Raw genomic sequence first — 20,180 nt, 5'->3', positions numbered from 1 at the left:
AGGACGGTCGTAATGGAAAAGAGCTGCCAGTTTACCGAAAAATAGCCTCCGAATCCTTGCCATATTCCTGTCCCTCCCCCTTCATGCTTTCAAATATTCGATTCTCCGGGAGTTAAGCTTTATCGGAATGTCGGGAAGTCTCTGTTCCGGTTTGACAAATGTCATCCTTTTTGAACGGGCTGCGCAGGTCACCGGTTCGTTTGTCACGAAAAGGGCTGTTTCGATAGCGAAAAGTCAAATTGAAATCGTTCGTTTTTTGAGGTGAAATAGAAAAATAGGGGGTTATTGTAAAAAAAGGTATGAATGGATGTTCTTGTAGTTTATGTATTCTTGTTGGAGATATTTGTTTTTATACAGAAAATGTAAGTGTCAATAAATTGTCAATAAAATGATATGGAAATAAGGAAAGGTTTTTGTATCATTGTATCTACAAACACACAAATATGAAAAGACACATTCACCTGATACTATTTCTGTCTATTGTTAGCTTGGGCGCTTGCCAGAAACAATCTCATATCTTTCCTCTATTTCAGGAAGCCGAAATCCTTATGGGCAGTCGGCCGGACAGTTCGTTGTACCTGCTGGAATCAGTGCAATCTCCGGAAAACCTTCCGGTGGCAGAATATGCCTCCTGGTGTTTGCTGATCACGCAGGCATGGGATAAGAATTATGTGGAACATACGTCAGATTCGTTGATCGATGTGGCGGAACAAAAACAATTAATAAAGGAGATGGACTTATGATTAAGTATTGGATATTTTTAATTGTCATATTTCTTTCTTGTTCTGAAAAAAGAGAAATTAAAGACAAAACGATTATTTCGGTCGCAGAAGCTGTCGGGACGGGGGAGATTCTGAATTTAAGCGATTATGCCAAATCAGTGAAGTATATACCGTTGGAAACGAATGACAGCGTACTTGTGGGGCATATTGAAAATGTGATCTATGAAAACGGACATATTAGCTTATATGATTTTCAGGAAGGACTATGCTTACTTTTTCGTGAGGATGGAAGTTATAAGAGTCGTTTGGGACAAAAAGGGCATGGACCTGGAGAATATTCTTTTATACGGGCTATGAGTCTTATGCCTGAATCAGGGAATGTCTTTTTAAGTACTAATGAGGGATATTATGTGTATAATTTGGATGGAGTATTTGAAAAATCGATGCCTCGTGTTGAAGTTCCACCACCTTTCTTTGAACCAACGACTGTACCAATTACAGATGAATTATTTTTGTCTCATCTTGTTGCTCTGAATGATTTAAGATATAAAGCTTTGATATGGGGAAAAAAGGATACATCTCGAGTTTATGAATTATGTCCTGCTAATACAGGATGGAAGTATTCGGAGGAATTATATTCATATACAGTATCTACGTGTAAATGGCGTTTTGGAGATCAAATCCGTTGTTATTGGCCGGCAACGGATACTATTTTTACTGTTGGTTCGGATGTAGAAATGAGGAAAGCATTTGTAATAGATTTAGGTATTTATAAACGGCCTTTGAAGTGGATATTAGGAGGTGCCCCGTGGAGGGAGGTTGAAGTTTCCAAGACGATAAGCGTTGGTTTTGATATATCGGAGTCTTCTCGTTATCTTTTTTTAGATTTTAATATGCATGTGTTAGCTCCGGAGGTTTTTACATATAAAAGACATAATCCTCGTGGGTATGTACAAGAAGTGGAAGTTACAAATGCATATGCTTTATTTGATAAGGAATCGGGAGTGCTTACACTATTGAATCAACCGGTTAAGCATAAATATTTAGGTTTCCGTAACGACTTGGATAATGGTCCTTGTTTCTGGCCTAAATATATATCCTCCGAAAACGAAATGGTGACTTGGTGGGGGGCAGATGAGTTCTTGGAAATCTATGAACAATTACCGAATCCGTCTGTCGAGTTGAAGGCTGTTGCGGAGAAGTTGAGTCCGGACGACAATCCGGTATTGATGATAGTTACATTAAAATAAAGGGACGAAGGATAAGCATGCGATTCAGAATCTCTTGAAGTAGAAATAAGGATAGTTTCATATAATAGTTTTATCTTTGTGTAAGTAGAAACAAACAAAGACAAGATTTTTATGAAACCGACTCGTATTATCGAAATTTGTGCAAACTCTGCCCAGAGCTGTGTGGAAGCGGAAGCCGGCGGAGCCAAGCGTGTGGAACTTTGTGCCGGCATCCCGGAAGGGGGGACGACACCCAGTTACGGAGAGATCCGGACGGCGCAGGCACTGACTTCGTCTATCGATATAAATGTGATTATCCGTCCGCGCGGGGGAGATTTCCTCTATACACCGGCTGAGGTGCAAGCGATGTTATTGGATATCGAGATGTGCAAACAACTGAAAGTGCATGGCGTTGTCTTTGGTTGCCTGACGAAAGAGGGAGATATAGACGTTCCCTTGATGCGCCGGCTGATCGAGGCAGCCAAGCCACTGTCCGTCACTTGCCACCGTGCCTTCGACGTGTGTCGTGATCCGTATGAAGCCTTAGAGCAGCTGATCGGATTGGGCTGCGACCGCATCCTGACATCCGGCCAGCAGTCTGATGCTGTGAAGGGTATCCCGCTCATTGCCGAACTGGTCAAACGGGCGGCAGGCCGTATTATCATCATGCCCGGCTGCGGCGTGCGCGAGAATAACATTGCCCGGATCGAGGAAGAGACCGGAGCAAAGGAATTTCATACTTCCGCCCGCAGTATTGTGTATAGCCGGATGGAATACCGGAACGAAAATGTCCCGATGGGCAGCAGCATTGTCTCCTCTGAATTCGAGACGGTGGAAACAGACCGGCGGAAGGTGGCGGCTTATCTATAAAGCATATCATTCTTAATACTTAAATATAAACATGAAAAAACAGTTGTGGGGGATATCCCTGTTCTCATTATTTCTGACCGTTCCTGCCTTTGCCGTCGTGCAGCCTTATAAACAGGTGGCGGGAGATTGTAAAGTGGAGCTGAAGCAAGATACGTTGACGCTCGAAAACAGCCTGATCAAGAGATGCTGGCTCTGGAATAACGGTAATCTGATTACCTGTAAGCTAAAAGATAAGAAGAACGGCCTGGAATGGCAGACGCGGAACAGCCAGCCTGATCTTTCCCTTCCCGGGGAGAAGAAGGAGGGTGATGGCGCGACTATCCGTGCCGAGGAAATACCTGCATCTTTGCAGTTCACCCGGCATCTGCGTGTCTTTGTGGAGTATGCAATCGGAGATCTGCAGGTGAGAAAGGTCTTTAAAGTGTACCCGGACTGTCCGGCTATCGCTTGTGAACTGTATCTGAAAGGGAAGGCGTCGCAGAAATGGGTAAAGACCATAGATAATCCGGCCGATTTGCAGAATATAGAGAAGCTGACGCAGAACTCGCAGGGAGGCAATGTCCCGGTGATGGAACAGCTTGTGCTGGAAGGCAAGCACTGGCAGTTGGAAGCTGTGGAGTTTTTTGATGTCACCGACCGTTTCAATACGTTAGTTCGTCCGGTGCGTGCACTTTCCTATAGGGATTGTCTCTACAGGGGTAACCTGTTGTTTGCGGAGAATACGGAGAAGGAAGCCGGCTTTTTCATGTTGAAGGAGGCGCCTACTTCCAACGTGCAGCTCTATTATCCGGGAGGGGATTTCATGGTTAGTGAAGGTACTTTCCGTATGGTCGGGCTCGGTATTGACAGTGCGGATGTGAAGGCAGATGAATGGACAAAGGCCTACAGCTATGTGACCGGTACCTACCGTTCCGGCGAGAAACAGAAACGGATGGCCCTTCGGAATTACCAGATGCGCATCCGTCCGTTCCTGCAAGACCGCGATGAGATGGTGATGCTGAATACTTGGGGAGACAGGGGGCAGGACACGCGTGTGAACGAGGCTTTCTGTCTGAAGGAACTGGAATTGGCTTCCCGCTTGGGCATTACGCATTTCCAGATAGACGACGGATGGCAGGCGGGGCGCAGTGCTAATTCCGCCTATGGGGGCAGTTTTAAGAATATCTGGGATAATCCGGATTACTGGACGCCCGATCCCGGCCGTTTCCCGAATGGCCTGGCGCCGATTGTAGAGCGGGGGAAAGAGTTAGGTATCGAGGTCTGCCTCTGGTTCAACCCCAGCATCCAGCATGATTATGCCGACTGGCAGAAAGATGCCGATGCATTGATCGCTTTGTATGAGAAATATGGCATCCGGACCTTTAAGATCGACGGTACATTCTTTGATAATAAATTGTCCGAAAGCTGCCTGCGCAGCCTGTACGACCGGGTGATGGAGGCGACCGGATGGAAAGCTGTCCTGAACCTGGATGCAACAGCCGGACGGCGGGGCGGTTATTTTTTCTTTAATGAATATGGAAATATCTTCCTGGAAAACCGGTACACGGATTGGGGTAACTATTATCCGTACTGGTCCTTGCGTAATTTATGGATGCTTTCGCGTTATGTCGCCCCTCAGTCCTTACAAATCGAGTTCCTGAACAAATGGCGTAACGGCGATAAATACAAGGGCGACAGGTTTGCTCCGGCAACTTATTCCTTCGATTATCTGTTTGCCATAACGATGGCGGCCCAACCGCTGGCTTGGTTCGAAGCTTCGAATCTGCCGGATGAGGCTTTCCCGACAGGCGAGGTAATCAAGAAGTATAAGGAAATCCAACATGACTTCCATACCGGCTCCGTTTTCCCGGTTGGGAATGAGCCTTCGGGCAAGTCTTGGTGCGGCTTCCAGTCGATAAAGGAGAAGAAAGGATATTTCCTTGTGTTCCGCGAATACAATGACGCTGAATCCTTCGATATGGATACTTTCTTCGAACCGGGCGATGAAGTCGAGTTCAAACCCGTCATCGGTGCCGGAAAAGCCTTTCGCTCCATCACCAGCGGAAACGGACGAATCCGCTTCTCCCTTCCGCAACCGAATAGCTATGCGTTGTATAGTTATCGGGTTTTATAAGTATATTTGCCGGTAGAATATTATAAAACTAAAATAAAGAAGACGATGGAAGAATCTAAAAAAAGACTTTATCGTTCCAATAAGGGGATGATTGCAGGTGTTTGTGGCGGGATCGCGGATTATTTCGGCTGGGACCCGACATTAGTGCGTATCGGATACATATTATTGAGTATCTTTACGGTGTTTTCCGGGGTGATCGCCTATCTGATCCTCTGGATGGTTATACCTAAACAACCTTATTAATAAAGAATGAATTTTGAATTATCTTCTCCATTCAGTCCGACGGGCGACCAGCCGGAAGCGATTGCGGCTCTGTCCGACGGTATAAAGAATGGTGTGCCTTTCCAGACCTTGTTAGGGGTAACGGGGTCCGGAAAGACGTTTACAATTGCCAATGTGATCAAGGAGGTGAAGAAACCGACCCTGATCCTGAGTCATAATAAAACGCTTGCAGCACAGTTGTACAGCGAGTTTAAGGCGTTCTTTCCGAATAATGCCGTCGAGTATTTCGTTTCTTATTACGATTATTACCAACCGGAAGCCTACTTGCCGAGTACGGATACTTACATCGAAAAGGATTTGCAGATCAATGACGAGATCGACAAGTTGCGTCTGCGGGCTACTGCTTCGTTGCTCTCCGGGCGGAAAGATGTCATTGTCGTCTCTTCCGTTTCCTGCCTCTATGGTATGGCGGACCCGACTGCTTTTGCCGAGAAGGTGACGCATCTGGAAAGGGGCATGCGCATCGATCGCGACAAGCTGTTGCGTCGTTTCGTGGATGCCCTCTATGTCAATAATAAGCTGGAATTTAACCGGGGCTGCTTTCGGGTAAACGGGGACACGGTCGATATCTTTCCGGCGATTGAAACCTTTGACGGGGCGGCTTACCGTATCGAGTTCTGGGACGATGAGATAGACCGCATCTCTTCGTTCGACCCACAGACCGGACAGGAGATAGACGAACAGGACGAACTGAATATCTATCCGACGAATCTTTTCGTCACTACGCAGGAACGTATCAACATGGCTATCGGGCAGATCGATGTGGACTTAGGTACGCAGGTGAAATTCCTGCAAGAGATCGGTAAGCCTTACGAGGCAAAGCGTTTGTATGAACGGGTTACTTTCGATCTGGAGATGATACGCGAACTGGGACATTGTTCCGGTATCGAGAACTATTCCCGTTATTTCGACGGCCGCCAGGCGGGTGAACGTCCTTTCTGCCTATTGGACTATTTTCCGAAAGATTTTATGCTGGTCGTGGACGAGAGCCATGTGACGATCCCGCAGATACGGGCAATGTACGGGGGTGATTATTCTCGTAAGAAGAACCTGGTGGAATATGGCTTCCGGCTACCTGCAGCGATGGATAACCGGCCGCTTACGTTCGACGAGTTCGAATCGTTGACTCCGCTGGCTATTTATGTCAGTGCGACGCCTGCCGATTACGAGTTGGAGAAGAGCGAAGGTATCGTGGTCGACCAGGTGATCCGTCCGACCGGACTGCTCGATCCGGTGATCGAAGTGCGTCCGACACTGAACCAGATCGATGACTTGATGGAAGAGATAACGAAACGTTCCGCTGTGGACGAACGTGTCCTGGTTACGACACTGACGAAACGCATGGCGGAAGAGTTGACCACCTATTTGATGCGGATGGGAGTCCGTTGCAACTATATCCACAGTGATGTCGACACGCTGGAGCGTATTCAGATTATGGATGACCTCAGGAAAGGGCTGTTCGATGTGCTGATCGGTGTCAATCTGCTTCGTGAAGGGCTCGACCTGCCGGAAGTTTCGTTGGTCGCCATTCTGGATGCCGATAAAGAAGGATTCCTCCGCTCGCACCGCTCCCTGACGCAGACTGCCGGACGTGCGGCCCGAAACGTGAATGGAAAGGTGATCTTCTATGCCGACAAGATAACCGACAGTATGCGTCTGACAATGGACGAAACGGCACGTCGCCGTGAAAAACAGCTTGCCTACAATGAGAAACATGGCATCACGCCTCGTCAGGTGATCCGGAACAGCGTCTCTCTGATGGCGGAAAAACAGCAACCTGTTACGGGTGAACCGTATGCTTATGTGGAGCCAGAACCAAGCTTGGTCGCAGATCCGGTGGTTCAGTATATGAACCGCGCGCAGCTTGAAAAGGCTATCGAGCGGACGAAGAAACAGATGATGGAAGCGGCTAAGAAGCTGGAATTTATCGAAGCTGCCCAGTTCCGTGACGAATTGGTGAAGTTAGAGGATCTGTTGGGAACAAAAAAGGAATAAAAAGAGCGTTATGAAACTGAAGTATCTGATATTGTTACTGTTGCTTCTCTCTTTCTCTGCCGGAAATGCGCAGTCTGTCGAAGACAAGGCGGTCTATGACCGGTATTGCCGGGCGATGGAATCGAAGAAGGCTTTGCCGACGGGTGAACTGATGGTGGAAACGGCCCGTTTCTTCTTGGGAACTCCTTATGTGGCCGGTACATTGGAAAAGGAACCGGAAGACTTGGTTGTTAATCTGCGCGAACTGGATTGCATGACGCTGGTCGAGAATACGGCTGCTTTAGTTCGTTCTTTGAAGGAGCAACATCCGTCATTCGATCTTTATATGTCCGCCCTGAAAGGGATGCGTTACCGGAAACCGGATAAGGCTACACTGGATTATACAGACCGCCTCCATTATACTTCCGACTGGATTTATGAGAACGAACGGAGAGGCTACCTGAAAGATGTCACGAAAGAGATAGGAGGAGAACCGCTTATGTTGGACCTCTTTTTTATGTCTATGCATCCGGGTAGTTACAAACAGTTGAATGGGCACCCTGATCGTGTGGCAATAATGGTGGCGAAAGAGCGGGAGATCAGTGCCCGGCCGTACTATTACATCCCGCAGGACGAGATCAATGCACATGCCGGAAAGATCCGGAACGGCGATATTGTTTGTTTTGTGACGACTATAAGGGGATTGGATATTTCTCATGTCGGCATTATCTGCCGGGAAGGGGAGAAGCTGACCTTTATCCATGCCTCGACTTCTAAGAAGCAGGTGATTGTGAATGAGGAACCTTTACAGGAATATGTGCAGAGCATCAAGCGTAACAGCGGCATAATGATTGTCCGCCCGCAATTCTGACGGTTACTGGAAGAGTTCGAATGCAAACTTGAATCCGATGCCGTCATATTTCAATTTATCGAATCCGACAAAGGCGGCTACGTTGAAGATGTGATTACCGAAACCGTATCCTATTTCCGTATAGCTGGGCTTGATCGGCATCCACAGCTGGCTGAGGTAGAAACGTTCCGAAATGATATGTTTGGTTGCTTCCGGTTTGAACAGTTGGATGAGCATAAACGGGCTTTCATACATGAGATGACCTTGCACGTATTTGTCGGAGGCGTTGAACCATACACTTCTCAGCTGATGGAAGACACCTCCGAAATCATCTCCTCCCCACGACTCGGGAAAGTTATGCCGGGTGAAATACCGGTAATCGGCAAAATAGGTTGATTTCTGGTTTGTGTACATACCTCCGCTGATGTGGTAGTTAAACCGGCGGGATAGCCCCAGGTAAATGCTTTGGTGGATGTCGGCTTCTATGCGTCCGTAATTTCCGCTACTCTTCCATACGCCGGGTATGGATTGTCCGAATTCCAGGGAAATAGTAGGATAGTAGGAGTAGAGATACTCTTTACGATAACCGTCCATCCAGTAATACTGCCTGGGTGTATAGGAGAAACCGATCGTTGGTATGAAGTCGTGATAGTTTTCATTGATAATTTCCGTTACGCCGTCTCCCGGATCGATCGCGCTTTTCCGGGTTGGAACACGGCGGTGGTATGAGACACCGGTCGTTAGTTGAAAACCGTTGAACAACTCGATTTGATTTTTGAGCTCGACGTAGTAGTGCTTAAAGTATTCCAGATCCAGATTGTCGAAGTTGAAGGCGGAGTCTTTCAACTGCTCGTTGATTTCCTCCATGATCTTGGATGAGTATCCCTGGTTGGTGTTTCCAAGGCTGAGACTTAGGGCGCCTCGTTTTTCCGGAAGATATTCCCAGTCTCCTCCAAACTTGAAAAACAATTCTTTTCGTTTGAAGACGAAACCGATCTCCGGGTGGAAACGTAGCTGGCGGTCCCGTTTGAATGTCTTGCTGAAGCGGACCTGTTGCCTGTAGGTAATGCCGTTTCGCCCTGAATAGCCTAACTGGAAAGGATTCAGTATGCCGGAATACTTCAGACGGGTGGTCTTGTAGTCCAGATTGATCGTATTGGTTAGCTTTTCCGTTATTTTCAGATATTTCTGGATATTGCCGGTATCGCTTTTTTGCAGGACTGCAATGTTTTTCTTTTCGTATTTTATCGCTTCTTCTTTGGTCAACGGTATGTCCCGTTTCTTATTCCAGTAACTACTGTCGCTTATGATCGGGATCGTGTCGGATGATAGCCGGTAATATCCTGTCAAGTCGAGCGGCTTGTATTTTTTACTTTCGTAATCTTCTTCCACCCATTCGACTGCATTGTACTTGAAAGAGGTGTGATAGGAGCTGGCGATGGCATTCCCTAATACGTGATACCGGAGAAAGAGGTCGGCTTTTTGCGGCAGAATGAAATGGCGGTAATCACGTCCGAATGTCATGACGAGGTTGAACTCGGCAAAGGAGAAGCGTCCGTTCACGTCGATCTTGTCGATGCGCCAGTCTTTATCCGTGATATAGAGGTCTCCGCAGATTAGTTTCTGGCTCCATAGCTTGGGCATGAAACGTATCTTGTATATTTTCAGATTATCGGCAATTTCAATACTTTCCAGATTGAAGTTGTAGAACTTGAACGCTTCCCGGGCGACCGGCATGATGATTCCTTCGTTATAGATGGTAGGCGAGTAGACGTTCAGGTTCAGGAATGCCAGGACCTCCTGTTGCTTAGCCCCGTTTGGTATACTGTTTCCGTATAACGCCTTGAAGTTATGTTGATAGTTATTGGGGGCGTTGAATTTGGAATGACTTACCATTTCGAAGATCATGTCCTTGTTCTTCCGGTCTACCGGGAAAAGGTGGTGGGCAAAGCGCATTAAAGCGTTTCGCTTAAGGATTTCGGTTTTACCTTTAATATAGATTTCCGCTTCATATTGGTTAACGGCAGTCCTGTATTTATCTGCATATTCGATTACTTTATTCATAATAGAATCTCCTTGCAGAGACGACACCGTTTTTTTTGTTCGTCCCAACAATAAAAGATCTCCATAACTACCGTCAGGGTTAGCTAAGGCATTCGCTGCGATAAAAAGCAGAATGATTATATTAATATACTTTTTCAACAAATTATCGTCCCTTTCTTTACAAACGTAATTAATAAAATCGAATTTCCAGGCTAAAGAGTGTAAAATGTTTATGAATTTAGTAAATTATCAGATTAAACATATTATGCTTTTAAAAGAAAAGTATTACATTTGTGCTTCACAAGTATGTTATATAGCAGTCGTGGTTAAACAACAAAAAGAAGAGGTCGATCTATCGGCCAGTTTGGCAGAAGTATGGAGAGTCCTGACCGAAAAGGAACGGGATGTGCTCCGTAATAATTCGACGATCCAGCATTTCAAACGTAATGAGTTGATATATTGCGAGGGCGACGAACCGAGGGATATGATGTGCTTATTAAAAGGCAAGGTGAAAATCTTTAAGGAAGGTGTAGGCGGTCGAAGCCAGATCATCCGGATGATTAAGCCTGTGCAGTACTTTGGTTACCGGGCAAATTTTGCTCAGGAAAACTATCTGACGAATGCTTCTGCTTTTGAGGCTTCGACAGTATGCCTGATTCCGATGACGATTGTTACTGACCTTTTAATGGGAAATGCGAATCTTGCAATGTTTTTTATCCGCCAACTTTCTCTCGATTTAGGAATCGCTGACGAACGTACAGTCAACCTTACCCAGAAACATATCCGGGGTCGTCTGGCAGAATCGTTGTTGTTCCTGAAAGATAGTTACGGCTTGGAAGAAGATGGGGCAACGTTGAGTATTTACCTGTCTCGTGAAGATTTGGCAAATCTCTCTAACATGACAACATCCAATGCTATCCGTACATTGTCTACATTTGTCGCTGAGCGTATTATTGCAATCGATGGTCGAAAGATCAAGCTGATAGACGAAGATAAGCTCAGAAAGATAAGTAAGATGGGATAATGGAATAAATTGAAGATTGAGAGTTGAAAATTGAAAATTAAAAGACTGAGAGGTCTCTGTAATAATTTTCAACTCTCAATTTTTAATTATAAAGCTTCCCTGATACGGACCAGCCGTGTCAGTAATCCTTCCAGTAAATCGAGTTGCAGCATATTAGCTCCGTCTGATTTGGCCTTGGATGGTTCCGGATGGGTTTCGATGAATAATCCGTCGGCACCGACGGCAATGGCTGCTTTGGCTATTGTTTCGATCAAAGCAGGAAGTCCGCCTGTTACGCCGGAAGTCTGGTTCGGCTGCTGCAGGGAATGGGTTACATCCATGATAACCGGATAACCGAACTGCTGCATTTGAGGAATCCCCCGATAATCCACGACCAAGTCGGTATAACCGAATGTTGTGCCTCTTTCCGTAATCATAATATTGTTATTTCCGGCGTCGGCTACCTTTTGTACGGCAAACTTCATGGCTTCCGGTGAAAGGAATTGTCCTTTTTTGATATTGACGATCTTGCCTGTTTTGGCTGCAGCAACCAATAAGTCTGTCTGGCGGCAAAGGAAAGCCGGGATTTGCAGGACTTCGACATATTCGGCTGCCATTGCGGCTTCTGTCGTTTCATGGATATCTGTGACTGTCGGGATATCGAATGTCTCACTGACTTTGCGCAGTATCTTGAGCGCTTTCTCGTCTCCTATGCCGGTAAAGGAATCCAGGCGTGAACGGTTGGCTTTCCGGTATGATCCTTTGAATACATACGGGATGTTCAGTTTATTCGTGATGCCGACCACTTTTTCGGCAATGCGCAGTGCCATATCTTCTCCCTCTATCACGCAAGGGCCTGCCATCAGGAAGAAGTTATCGTTGTTTTTTAAATCGTTTATTGTTATCATAATCGTTATATGTTGTTTTGTCTCAATAACTCCAATGTCTTCTCGATCTTTTCCTCTGTCGGCAATGTTGCGTCTATCCAATGGATGATGCTTCCCCGGCGTTCCATTCCGCGGAACCATGTCATTTGCCGTTTGGCGAATTGGTGGATGGCGATTTCCAATTGTGAAACCATTTCCTCATAAGACAGTTCGCCTATTATATATAATGTTAGGTATTTATATTCCAGTCCGTAATAAATCAGGTCTTCCGGCTTTACACCCGAATCGATGATGCCGCGTACTTCATCTACCATCCCTTCATCCAGGCGGGTGCGCAAGCGACGGGAAATCTTTTCGCGCCGTAACTCGCGGTCGATGTCGATACCGATGATCAGGCTGTTGATCGGGTCGTATTCGTTTGCATCCGGAGCTTCGTTCCTGTAATATTCTTCAATCTCGATAGCGCGGATGGCGCGTTGGGCCGTATCTACGTCTGTTTTGTTGTGTAAGGTCTTATAGCTGGCAAGTATTTGTTCCAGTTCCGGGAGTGATTTGTCTTTTAATGACTCACGCAGTTCCGGGTTCTGGGGAACATCCAGCAGCTTATAACCTTTCAATACGGCTTCTATATACATTCCCGTACCTCCGCAGAGAACAGGCAGTTTCCCTTTCTCCCGGATTGATTCGTAAGCCCGGAAGAAATCGTGCTGATATTCGAATACGTTATATTTGTATCCCGGATCGCATATGTCGATCAGGTGGTAAGGAATTGCTTTTCCGTTTACCGTATAATCGGCCAGGTCTTTCCCTGTCCCGATATCCATCGAACGGTAAATCTGTCTGGAGTCGGCGCTGATAATCTCCGTGTCCAGCCGGGCGGCGAGTGCGGCGGCAAATGTTGTCTTGCCGGAAGCTGTCGGCCCTAAAACAGTGATAAGTTGATAGGCATCCATAGTGGTACAAAGGTAGACAAAAAAAGCCGCAACCCGAAGGATGCGGCTTTTAAACTATATAATCTTATGATTATCCGTTTACAGATGCCATGTGAGCTACCAGGTCAAGAACCTTGTTAGAATAACCGATTTCGTTATCATACCAAGAAACAACCTTTACGAATGTATCTGTCAAAGCGATACCAGCTTTAGCATCGAAGATAGAAGTACGAGCGTCGCCCAGGAAGTCAGAAGAAACAACAGCATCTTCAGTGTAACCCAGGATACCTTTCAGTTCGCCTTCAGAAGCTTCCTTCATAGCTGCGCAGATTTCTGCGTAAGTAGCCGGCTTAGCCAAGTTAACAGTCAAGTCAACAACAGAAACGTCCAGAGTCGGAACACGCATTGACATACCAGTCAATTTGCCGTTCAAAGCCGGGATAACTTTACCTACAGCCTTAGCAGCACCTGTAGAAGAAGGGATGATGTTGCCAGAAGCAGCACGACCACCTCTCCAGTCCTTCATAGACGGACCGTCAACAGTCTTCTGAGTAGCAGTAGTTGAGTGAACAGTTGTCATCAAACCGTCTGTGATACCGAACTTGTCGTTCAGAACCTTAGCGATAGGAGCCAAACAGTTAGTAGTACAAGAAGCGTTAGAAACGAACTGAGTACCTTTAACATAAGTTTTTTCGTTTACACCGCAAACGAACATTGGAGTGTCGTCCTTAGAAGGAGCAGACATTACAACATATTTAGCGCCAGCTTCGATATGAGCCTGAGCTTTTTCTTTTGTCAGGAACAGACCTGTTGATTCAACAACATATTCTGCACCGATTGCATCCCATTTCAAATCAGCAGGATTTCTTTCTGCAGTTACACGGATAGCTTTACCGTTTACAATCAGTTTGCTGTTTTCAACGTCAGCTTCAATAGTTCCGTCGAACTGACCGTGCATAGTGTCATATTTCAGCATATATGCCAAGTAATCAACCGGGCAAAGGTCGTTAATACCTACGATCTGAATATCGCTTCTCTTCTGAGCAGCACGGAAAACGAAACGTCCGATACGGCCGAAACCGTTAATACCTACTTTAATCATTGTAATAAAACTTTTATGGGTTTATTAAAAATAATAATTTTATATCCGAATTAGCGTCTACAAGGAGTAGCACACGAGCTTGAAAAGTTTGTTGTATCTCATTCCTTGTTTTTAACGACTGCAAATTTAGTCATTTTTTTTATTGTTTGGGAAATAGAACGAGAAAAATATGCCCTCTAACATAAATTAATTGTTGAGGCTTATTTCTTTTTCTTAAAAAGTTTCCTTATTATCCATGTCTGGACCTTTTGTATCCCCCAAGCGGTCAGTAATGGGCGTGCAACGTCCCAAGCGACGGGTAGTAAACTCTGTGCAACAGAAAGATAATCGGAAAATCCCAACGACAGGGAGGGCACTTCCGAAGCCGGTTGCACGGACTGGCTGTTTTCTGTTCCTTTGGATTTAGCTTTTGTGTTTGGGAATAAAAGAGCGGAGACACCCGAGAGTAGCAGGCTACCGGCATTCTCTTGTATGTATGAGAAATCGGTATTCAATTTCTGTTCCTGTAGCACGCATGCCTGTTGGATGCGGCGGCGGTCAGAAATCAGTTTCTCCAGCGGGGTCTGTTGCTGCTTGTTCATTGTCTGTCGCGTTTGTTTTATCGTCATTTGTTGTCAATGCAGAGATCACAACGTTCAATACCTTGTTGCTGATTCTGTCTTTGTTCATTATAATAATTCCGATCAGTATCAGATAGAGGATGGCGACCACGCCAAACCCCGAGCCGACCGATCCGAACAGGTCACCGAGGAAGAAACCTAAAGCCAGGAAGATGAACAGAATTGCAAAGAAAGCCAGAAACAACAAAATAACACCATACGAAAGGACAGCGATCACTTTCCCCGTCCTCTCGTATGTGTTTAATTTTAGGAGTTCGAGCTTCAACTCCACGTAAGCCGAAAGGTCATCTTTCAGCTCCCGGAAGATTTCTCCTGAGTCTTTCTCCATACAAACTTATTCTGCTACGATTTCTTCTGTAGTTTTTGCAACTTCGGCTTTACCCTCTTTGTATTTAGCAAGAGCAGAATTGAAGCCTTCTTTTACTTTTCCAACTACACCATTCAATTCTTCTAATAGTTGTTCTCTTTTATCTGTTGCTGCCAGATAACCAACTGCAGCGCCAACGGCTGCACCAACTACTAATCCCAGTAATAATTTAGAATCTACATTTTTCATAACTCTTTCTTTTTATAATGTTGCTACTAAGATAACGAATATACTTGAATGATAGTTTACTTCGGCCTTAACTTTTAGGGTTAATTAATGTTATGGTTTTTGAACTTTCACCGCAACCCAATTATTCTTCTCTGTGTGCGACAACAAGGTGAGTCCGTTGCGCTTGCATTCTTCCTCGATGGCGGGAATGTCCTGTACGTAGAAGCCGCTCATGAAGAGTAGCGCACCCGGTTTCATGCAGTCGTTGTAGTGGCGGATGTCATTCAGCAGGATATTCCGGTTGATATTGGCGAATACGATATCGAATTGTCCGGCACTTGCGATCTGTTCGGCGCCGCCGAGCGCGACCTGTATGTCGTCTGTATTGTTGAGGCGGATGTTTTCGAGCGCATTGTTGTAAGCCCATTCGTCAATATCGATGGCGACAACGCGTCCGGCTCCTTTCATGCGGGCAAGGATGGCCAATACGGCTGTTCCGCATCCCATGTCGAGCAGTTCTTTCCCGGCCAGGTCCAGTTTGAGCATTTCGCTGATCATCAGATAAGTCGTTTCGTGGTTGCCGGTTCCGAAAGCCATTTTCGGATCGATGATAATGTTATAGGTATAGCCCGGTTCGTGTTCGTGGAAAGAGGCGCGGATGATGCAGTCTTTGCCGATGCGGATCGGTTTGAAGTAATTCTTTTCCCACTCTTCGTTCCAGTCCTTGCTTTCCACCAAAGATTCGGTATAATGGATCTCGACATTTTCCAGCGGGAAAGCGGCAAGTTTCTCCTGCAAGCTCTTTACATTATATAATTGATCGGAAATATATCCTGACAGTCCGTTTTCGTTTTCAGTAAAACTTTCAAAGCCGATTTCTCCCAGTTCGGCGGCCAGCACGTCGTTAATGATGGAAGTCTCGATAGGAGAGTCGTAGGTGAAAGTGAGTTCGTAATAATTCATATCTTTTTGTTTAACCTGTTTATACTGACAAATATAGTAATTATTATCAAAAACATAAGATATAAAATCATTTTTAGGAATGGAATAAGGCCTGAAAGCTTTTCCTTTGACTGCAAAAGTCATGCTATTAACAGATTAAATCGCAACGATATGAAAAAGACAACACTATTGCTTTTGATCGCTTTGATTTTCAGTTGGGCGGGATGTACGTCCGATTCGACAGTAAAAGTAGAGAATCTCCGGTTGGAGATGAAAGAAAATCCATTAGGAATTAATGTGACGCAACCTCGCTTCTCCTGGCAAATCGTTTCCGATAGGCCGGATTTGGCACAAGTCTCTTATCAGATACAGGTGGCCGCATCTCCCGAACAGTTAGAATCAGGAGAAGGCCTTTTGTGGGATTCGGGCGTAGTCCGTTCGGATCAATCGGTGCTGGTTCCGTATGCAGGGAAAGCGCTCAAATCGGGAAAGCCTTATTTCTGGCGTGTAAAGTTAGCGACTAATCAAGGCGACAGTCCCTGGAGCGATGTCGGAAGCTGGTCGATGGCCCTGCTCGATGACTCGGAATGGAAAGCGACTTGGATCGGTGAGGATGCCCTTTCCAATCCGGGCGAAGAAATAGGAGTGGCCGGTGGAAACAATAAGACCCGTCTTGCCGCCCGTTACCTGCGTAAAGAGTTTACGGCAGACAAGGCTGTGAAGCGAGCTGTCCTGTATATTTCCGGTCTCGGCTCGCACGAAGCCTATCTGAACGGAAAGAAGGTGAGCGAAGATGTTTTTGCCCCGATGCCTTCCTTATATTATAAGCGTGTATATTATAATGTATATGATGTGACGAATTTACTGGCTGCCGATAAGAATACGCTGGGTGTGATATTGGGTAACGGCCGCTTCTTCTCCATGCGTAATCCGGGTATGAAAACGTTTGGTCTGCCCCGTTTGTTGGCACAGCTTCAGATTGAATATGCCGACGGGTCGCAGGCAACAGTTGTCAGCGATGCTTCCTGGAAAATCACTTCAAAAGGACCGATCGTTGCCAATAACGAGTTTGACGGCGAAGAATATGACGCCCGCTTAGAAATGGCAGGCTGGAACACGAATGGTTATGACGATGGCGCCTGGAAAACTCCCGACGTAATGGAAGCTCCGGCCGGAAAGCTGACTGCACAGCAGAATCCGAATATCCGGGTACAGGAAACCTTGAAACCGGTTGCCATCTTTGAACGTCCCGACGGCAAATATATCCTGGATATGGGACAAAATATGGTCGGCTGGTTGTCCATAAACCTGAAAGGGAAAAAAGATCAACCCGTCTCCATGACGTTTGCCGAACTGTTGCAGAAAGACGGTTCGCTCTACTTGGCAAACCTGCGTAAAGCGTTGGTGACAGATATTTATACGCCAGCCAAAGACGGCGATTTCAGTTGGCAACCCCGTTTTGTCTATCATGGTTTCCGTTTTGTGGAAATCTCCGGGCTTGATTATAAACCTGAATTGTCTGCTTTTACCGGCCATGTGATTTATGACCGGATGGCGACGACCGGATGTTTTGAGACTTCCAATCCGTTGGTGAACCAGATACATCAGAACTCTTATTGGGGAATCCGCAGTAATTACCGGGGCATGCCGACCGATTGTCCGCAGCGTGACGAACGCCTCGGCTGGCTGGGTGACCGTGCGACGGGCGCTTATGGCGAAGCCTTTATCTTCGACAACTCCCGATTGTATAATAAATGGTTGCAGGATATCGAAGACTCCATGAGTCCGGAAGGCAGCATCTCGGATGTTTCTCCGAACTATTGGACGATTTATGCAGACGATGTGACCTGGCCGTCCGCCTTCTTCTATGTCGCCGATATGCTGTATCGCCAATATGGTGACGACAGTGCGATCCGCACGCATTATCCGGCCATGAAACGTTGGATGGCGCATATGGAAGCGACGACCATGCAGGATTATATCATGACGAAAGACCAGTATGGCGACTGGTGTATGCCGCCCGAATCACAGGAACTGATCCATTCAAAGGACCCGGCTCGTAAGACAGACGGGGCGATTCTCAGCACGACTGTTTATTATGATTTGCTGAATAAGATGATCGGTTTTGCCCGTATCTGCGGACAGGAAGCCGATATCCCCGGATTCGAATCGCTTGCCGCTAAGATGAAAGAAGCCTATAATGCTAAGTTCTTTGATCAAGAGACGGCGCAATATGGAAATAACACGGTGACAGCCAATATCCTGTCCTTGCGTCTCGGACTCGTGCCGGAAGGATACGAAGGCAAAGTGTTCAAAAATATAGTGGATAAGACAGAAGGCGACTTCGGCGGCCATGTCAGTACCGGAGTGTTGGGAATCCAGCATCTGATGCGCGGACTGACCGAATACGGACGTGTGGATATGGCTTATAAAATCCTGACAAACGAAACATATCCGAGTTGGGGCTACATGATCAGGAATGGCGCAACGACGATCTGGGAACTTTGGAACGGTGACACGGCAGATCCCGCCATGAACTCGGCCAACCATGTGATGCTGCTCGGCGACCTGCTGATCTGGTATTACGAAGATTTGGCCGGTATCAAATGCGCTCCTGATGCCGTCGGGTTTAAAAAGTTGGTGATGGAACCTGTGTTTCCCGACGGCCTGGACGAAGTCTCCGCTTCCTATCGGTCTGTTTACGGCGAGATCAAGAGCGCTTGGACAAAGAAGAACGGCGACTTTAGCTGGGATATCACACTGCCGGGCAATACGACGGCACTTGTCCGCATACCGAAAGAATACGTTGTGACGGTCGGTAATCTGCCGGGCGTACGGCGAGTTTCGGCGACGGAAGGATATACAGAGATCGAGATCGGTTCCGGAAGCTATCATTTTGGAAAATAGTTTCAAAAAGATTTGGATGATAAATTAAGAAACAGTAATTTTGCACACTGAATTCCGCAGAGGGTAAACAAGTGATGCTTAGATGTGTATCCACCCCCGGGACATAACCTGTTTAAATAGAAAAAAGACAGATGTACGTAATCGTAGAAATCAACGGACAGCAGTTCAAAGCTGAAGAAGGCAAGAAGTTGTTCGTTCATCACATTCAGAACGCAGAAAGCGGTGCTGTTGTGGAATTTGACAAAGTGTTGTTGGTTGACAACAATGGAGAAGTTAAAGTAGGTGTTCCTACTGTAGAAGGCGCAAAGGTAGTATGCGAAGTACTGTCTCCGCTGGTAAAAGGTGATAAAGTGCTGATCTTCCACAAGAAGAGAAGAAAAGGTTATCGTAAATTGAACGGTCACCGTCAGCAGTTCACTGAAGTGAATGTAAAAGAAATTGTTGCTTAACGTTTAAAGGAGAAAAGAAGAAATGGCACATAAGAAAGGTGTGGGTAGTTCTAAGAACGGCCGTGAATCACAAAGTAAGAGATTAGGTGTTAAGCTTTTCGGTGGCGAAGTTGCTAAAGCTGGTAACATTTTGGTTCGTCAGAGAGGAACTGTTCATCATCCGGGTGAAAACGTTGGTATCGGTAAGGACCACACGTTGTACGCATTGGTTGATGGCGTAGTAACTTTCCGCAGAGGTAAAGAAAACCGTTCTTTCGTTTCTGTAAAAGAAATCGTTGCAGAAGCATAAGTACCGGTATTATAGAATAAGAAAAAAGGATATTCGCTTGGCGGGTATCCTTTTTTTGTGTCTGATTATACGGTTTTATCTTTTGTATTCGATAAAATTAGCCTATTTTTATCGAGTATAAAAGATAAAACAGTTCTTTCTGTCCGGTGAATTATCCAGCATCAGCTAATATGTATGTTTTATGCGTTCGATAGCCCATGTTTTGGGTGATTTCGTTGGTGAGGAATTTATCTTTACGAGACCGGTCATATTGTTTATATTTGCCAGTTTTGAACCTTCTGCAAACCTGAATAATTTACAATAACCCCCATTTCTGACATTTTTCTATTTCGTCCAAAATCTTGATCGATTTTGGATTGACTCTTTTCACGGTTTAAGCTCCCCTTTCTGACAATAGGAAAAACGAGGTGCGCAGTCCATTCCGAAAAGCG

Annotated in this window: 19 protein-coding genes; 11 read left to right on the top strand and 8 right to left on the bottom strand. The window is 45.9% G+C overall.

The features are described from left to right. Window positions 1-443: 443 nt before the first annotated feature. The 7 genes from DWU89_RS07840 (at window position 444) to DWU89_RS07810 (ending at window position 8,061) form a co-directional block, all read left to right on the top strand. A complete protein-coding gene (locus DWU89_RS07840) occupies window positions 444-743 on the top strand; it encodes a hypothetical protein (protein ID WP_115499090.1) in 300 nt (99 codons plus the stop codon). After that, entirely contained in the window at window positions 740-1,972 is a 1,233-nt protein-coding gene (locus tag DWU89_RS07835) for a 6-bladed beta-propeller (RefSeq protein ID WP_115499089.1), read from the top strand. The genes DWU89_RS07840 and DWU89_RS07835 overlap by 4 nt, the downstream gene beginning before the upstream one ends. A 111-nt stretch (window positions 1,973-2,083) precedes the next feature. After that, on the top strand, window positions 2,084-2,821 hold the full coding sequence (locus DWU89_RS07830; protein ID WP_115499088.1) for a copper homeostasis protein CutC: 738 nt from the start codon (window positions 2,084-2,086) through the stop codon (window positions 2,819-2,821). Between the two features lie 31 nt (window positions 2,822-2,852). Then, complete coding sequence (locus DWU89_RS07825) at window positions 2,853-4,934, top strand: alpha-galactosidase (protein WP_115499087.1); 2,082 nt, start codon at window positions 2,853-2,855, stop codon at window positions 4,932-4,934. A gap of 45 nt (window positions 4,935-4,979) precedes the next feature. Beyond that, entirely contained in the window at window positions 4,980-5,177 is a 198-nt protein-coding gene (locus DWU89_RS07820; protein ID WP_115499086.1) for a PspC domain-containing protein, read from the top strand. Between the two features lie 6 nt (window positions 5,178-5,183). After that, a complete protein-coding gene (uvrB, locus tag DWU89_RS07815; RefSeq protein ID WP_115499085.1) occupies window positions 5,184-7,211 on the top strand; it encodes an excinuclease ABC subunit UvrB in 2,028 nt (675 codons plus the stop codon). A gap of 10 nt (window positions 7,212-7,221) precedes the next feature. Then, window positions 7,222-8,061 carry an N-acetylmuramoyl-L-alanine amidase-like domain-containing protein gene (locus DWU89_RS07810; RefSeq protein WP_115499084.1) on the top strand — a complete coding sequence of 280 codons (840 nt, stop codon included), beginning with the start codon at window positions 7,222-7,224 and terminating at the stop codon, window positions 8,059-8,061. A gap of 3 nt (window positions 8,062-8,064) precedes the next feature. Here DWU89_RS07810 and DWU89_RS07805 read toward each other — a convergent pair whose 3' ends face one another. After that, window positions 8,065-10,242, bottom strand: a complete 2,178-nt coding sequence (locus tag DWU89_RS07805) for a DUF5686 family protein (RefSeq protein ID WP_222940343.1) — start codon at window positions 10,240-10,242, stop codon at window positions 8,065-8,067. A gap of 163 nt (window positions 10,243-10,405) precedes the next feature. On the opposite strand from DWU89_RS07805, the gene DWU89_RS07800 reads away from it, so the two are divergent. After that, window positions 10,406-11,107, top strand: a complete 702-nt coding sequence (locus DWU89_RS07800; protein ID WP_115499112.1) for a Crp/Fnr family transcriptional regulator — start codon at window positions 10,406-10,408, stop codon at window positions 11,105-11,107. A gap of 86 nt (window positions 11,108-11,193) precedes the next feature. Here the strand turns inward: DWU89_RS07800 and kdsA are convergent, their stop codons facing one another. From kdsA to prmA, 7 genes are all read right to left on the bottom strand, one after another. Beyond that, on the bottom strand, window positions 11,194-11,994 hold the full coding sequence (gene kdsA / locus DWU89_RS07795) for a 3-deoxy-8-phosphooctulonate synthase (RefSeq protein WP_115499082.1): 801 nt from the start codon (window positions 11,992-11,994) through the stop codon (window positions 11,194-11,196). Window positions 11,995-11,999: 5 nt separating this feature from the next. Beyond that, window positions 12,000-12,926, bottom strand: coding sequence for a tRNA (adenosine(37)-N6)-dimethylallyltransferase MiaA (miaA, locus tag DWU89_RS07790; protein WP_115499081.1), 927 nt, complete (start codon window positions 12,924-12,926; stop codon window positions 12,000-12,002). A gap of 70 nt (window positions 12,927-12,996) precedes the next feature. Next, window positions 12,997-14,007 carry a type I glyceraldehyde-3-phosphate dehydrogenase gene (gap, locus tag DWU89_RS07785; protein WP_115499080.1) on the bottom strand — a complete coding sequence of 337 codons (1,011 nt, stop codon included), beginning with the start codon at window positions 14,005-14,007 and terminating at the stop codon, window positions 12,997-12,999. A 200-nt stretch (window positions 14,008-14,207) separates the two neighbouring features. Next, window positions 14,208-14,588: a hypothetical protein gene (locus DWU89_RS07780; protein WP_115499079.1), complete on the bottom strand. Its 381-nt coding sequence runs from the start codon at window positions 14,586-14,588 to the stop codon at window positions 14,208-14,210. Then, on the bottom strand, window positions 14,545-14,955 hold the full coding sequence (locus DWU89_RS07775; protein WP_115499078.1) for a phage holin family protein: 411 nt from the start codon (window positions 14,953-14,955) through the stop codon (window positions 14,545-14,547). Before DWU89_RS07775 ends, DWU89_RS07780 begins: the two co-directional genes overlap by 44 nt. A gap of 6 nt (window positions 14,956-14,961) precedes the next feature. After that, entirely contained in the window at window positions 14,962-15,183 is a 222-nt protein-coding gene (locus tag DWU89_RS07770) for a YtxH domain-containing protein (protein WP_115499077.1), read from the bottom strand. Window positions 15,184-15,273: 90 nt separating this feature from the next. Further along, complete coding sequence (gene prmA / locus DWU89_RS07765) at window positions 15,274-16,125, bottom strand: 50S ribosomal protein L11 methyltransferase (protein ID WP_115499111.1); 852 nt, start codon at window positions 16,123-16,125, stop codon at window positions 15,274-15,276. Between the two features lie 150 nt (window positions 16,126-16,275). Between prmA and DWU89_RS07760 the strand changes: the two genes are divergently transcribed. The 3 genes from DWU89_RS07760 (at window position 16,276) to rpmA (ending at window position 19,749) form a co-directional block, all read left to right on the top strand. Continuing rightward, window positions 16,276-19,011 (top strand): alpha-L-rhamnosidase, encoded by a 2,736-nt coding sequence (locus DWU89_RS07760; RefSeq protein ID WP_115499076.1) that lies wholly within the window; start codon window positions 16,276-16,278, stop codon window positions 19,009-19,011. A gap of 131 nt (window positions 19,012-19,142) precedes the next feature. Beyond that, window positions 19,143-19,460 carry a 50S ribosomal protein L21 gene (gene rplU / locus DWU89_RS07755; RefSeq protein ID WP_115499075.1) on the top strand — a complete coding sequence of 106 codons (318 nt, stop codon included), beginning with the start codon at window positions 19,143-19,145 and terminating at the stop codon, window positions 19,458-19,460. Between the two features lie 22 nt (window positions 19,461-19,482). Then, window positions 19,483-19,749: a 50S ribosomal protein L27 gene (gene rpmA / locus DWU89_RS07750; RefSeq protein ID WP_115499074.1), complete on the top strand. Its 267-nt coding sequence runs from the start codon at window positions 19,483-19,485 to the stop codon at window positions 19,747-19,749. The last annotated feature ends 431 nt before the right edge of the window (window positions 19,750-20,180 follow it).

It is taken from the genome of Parabacteroides acidifaciens, assembly GCF_003363715.1.
Taxonomy (GTDB): Bacteria; Bacteroidota; Bacteroidia; order Bacteroidales; family Tannerellaceae; genus Parabacteroides; species Parabacteroides acidifaciens.
This window is presented reverse-complemented; position numbering and strand designations above follow the sequence as displayed.

Bases quoted from the DNA above. Each gene is read 5' to 3' on its own strand.
- miaA (WP_115499081.1), bottom strand. From the start codon at position 12,926: ATGGATGCCTATCAACTTATCACTGTTTTAGGGCCGACAGCTTCCGGC.
- DWU89_RS07835 (WP_115499089.1), top strand. From the start codon at position 740: ATGATTAAGTATTGGATATTTTTAATTGTCATATTTCTTTCTTGTTCT.
- DWU89_RS07770 (WP_115499077.1), bottom strand. From the start codon at position 15,183: ATGAAAAATGTAGATTCTAAATTATTACTGGGATTAGTAGTTGGTGCA.
- prmA (WP_115499111.1), bottom strand. From the start codon at position 16,125: ATGAATTATTACGAACTCACTTTCACCTACGACTCTCCTATCGAGACT.
- rplU (WP_115499075.1), top strand. From the start codon at position 19,143: ATGTACGTAATCGTAGAAATCAACGGACAGCAGTTCAAAGCTGAAGAA.
- DWU89_RS07760 (WP_115499076.1), top strand. From the start codon at position 16,276: ATGAAAAAGACAACACTATTGCTTTTGATCGCTTTGATTTTCAGTTGG.
- DWU89_RS07780 (WP_115499079.1), bottom strand. From the start codon at position 14,588: ATGAACAAGCAGCAACAGACCCCGCTGGAGAAACTGATTTCTGACCGC.
- rpmA (WP_115499074.1), top strand. From the start codon at position 19,483: ATGGCACATAAGAAAGGTGTGGGTAGTTCTAAGAACGGCCGTGAATCA.
- DWU89_RS07825 (WP_115499087.1), top strand. From the start codon at position 2,853: ATGAAAAAACAGTTGTGGGGGATATCCCTGTTCTCATTATTTCTGACC.
- uvrB (WP_115499085.1), top strand. From the start codon at position 5,184: ATGAATTTTGAATTATCTTCTCCATTCAGTCCGACGGGCGACCAGCCG.
- gap (WP_115499080.1), bottom strand. From the start codon at position 14,007: ATGATTAAAGTAGGTATTAACGGTTTCGGCCGTATCGGACGTTTCGTT.
- DWU89_RS07820 (WP_115499086.1), top strand. From the start codon at position 4,980: ATGGAAGAATCTAAAAAAAGACTTTATCGTTCCAATAAGGGGATGATT.
- DWU89_RS07840 (WP_115499090.1), top strand. From the start codon at position 444: ATGAAAAGACACATTCACCTGATACTATTTCTGTCTATTGTTAGCTTG.
- DWU89_RS07810 (WP_115499084.1), top strand. From the start codon at position 7,222: ATGAAACTGAAGTATCTGATATTGTTACTGTTGCTTCTCTCTTTCTCT.
- kdsA (WP_115499082.1), bottom strand. From the start codon at position 11,994: ATGATAACAATAAACGATTTAAAAAACAACGATAACTTCTTCCTGATG.
- DWU89_RS07775 (WP_115499078.1), bottom strand. From the start codon at position 14,955: ATGGAGAAAGACTCAGGAGAAATCTTCCGGGAGCTGAAAGATGACCTT.
- DWU89_RS07830 (WP_115499088.1), top strand. From the start codon at position 2,084: ATGAAACCGACTCGTATTATCGAAATTTGTGCAAACTCTGCCCAGAGC.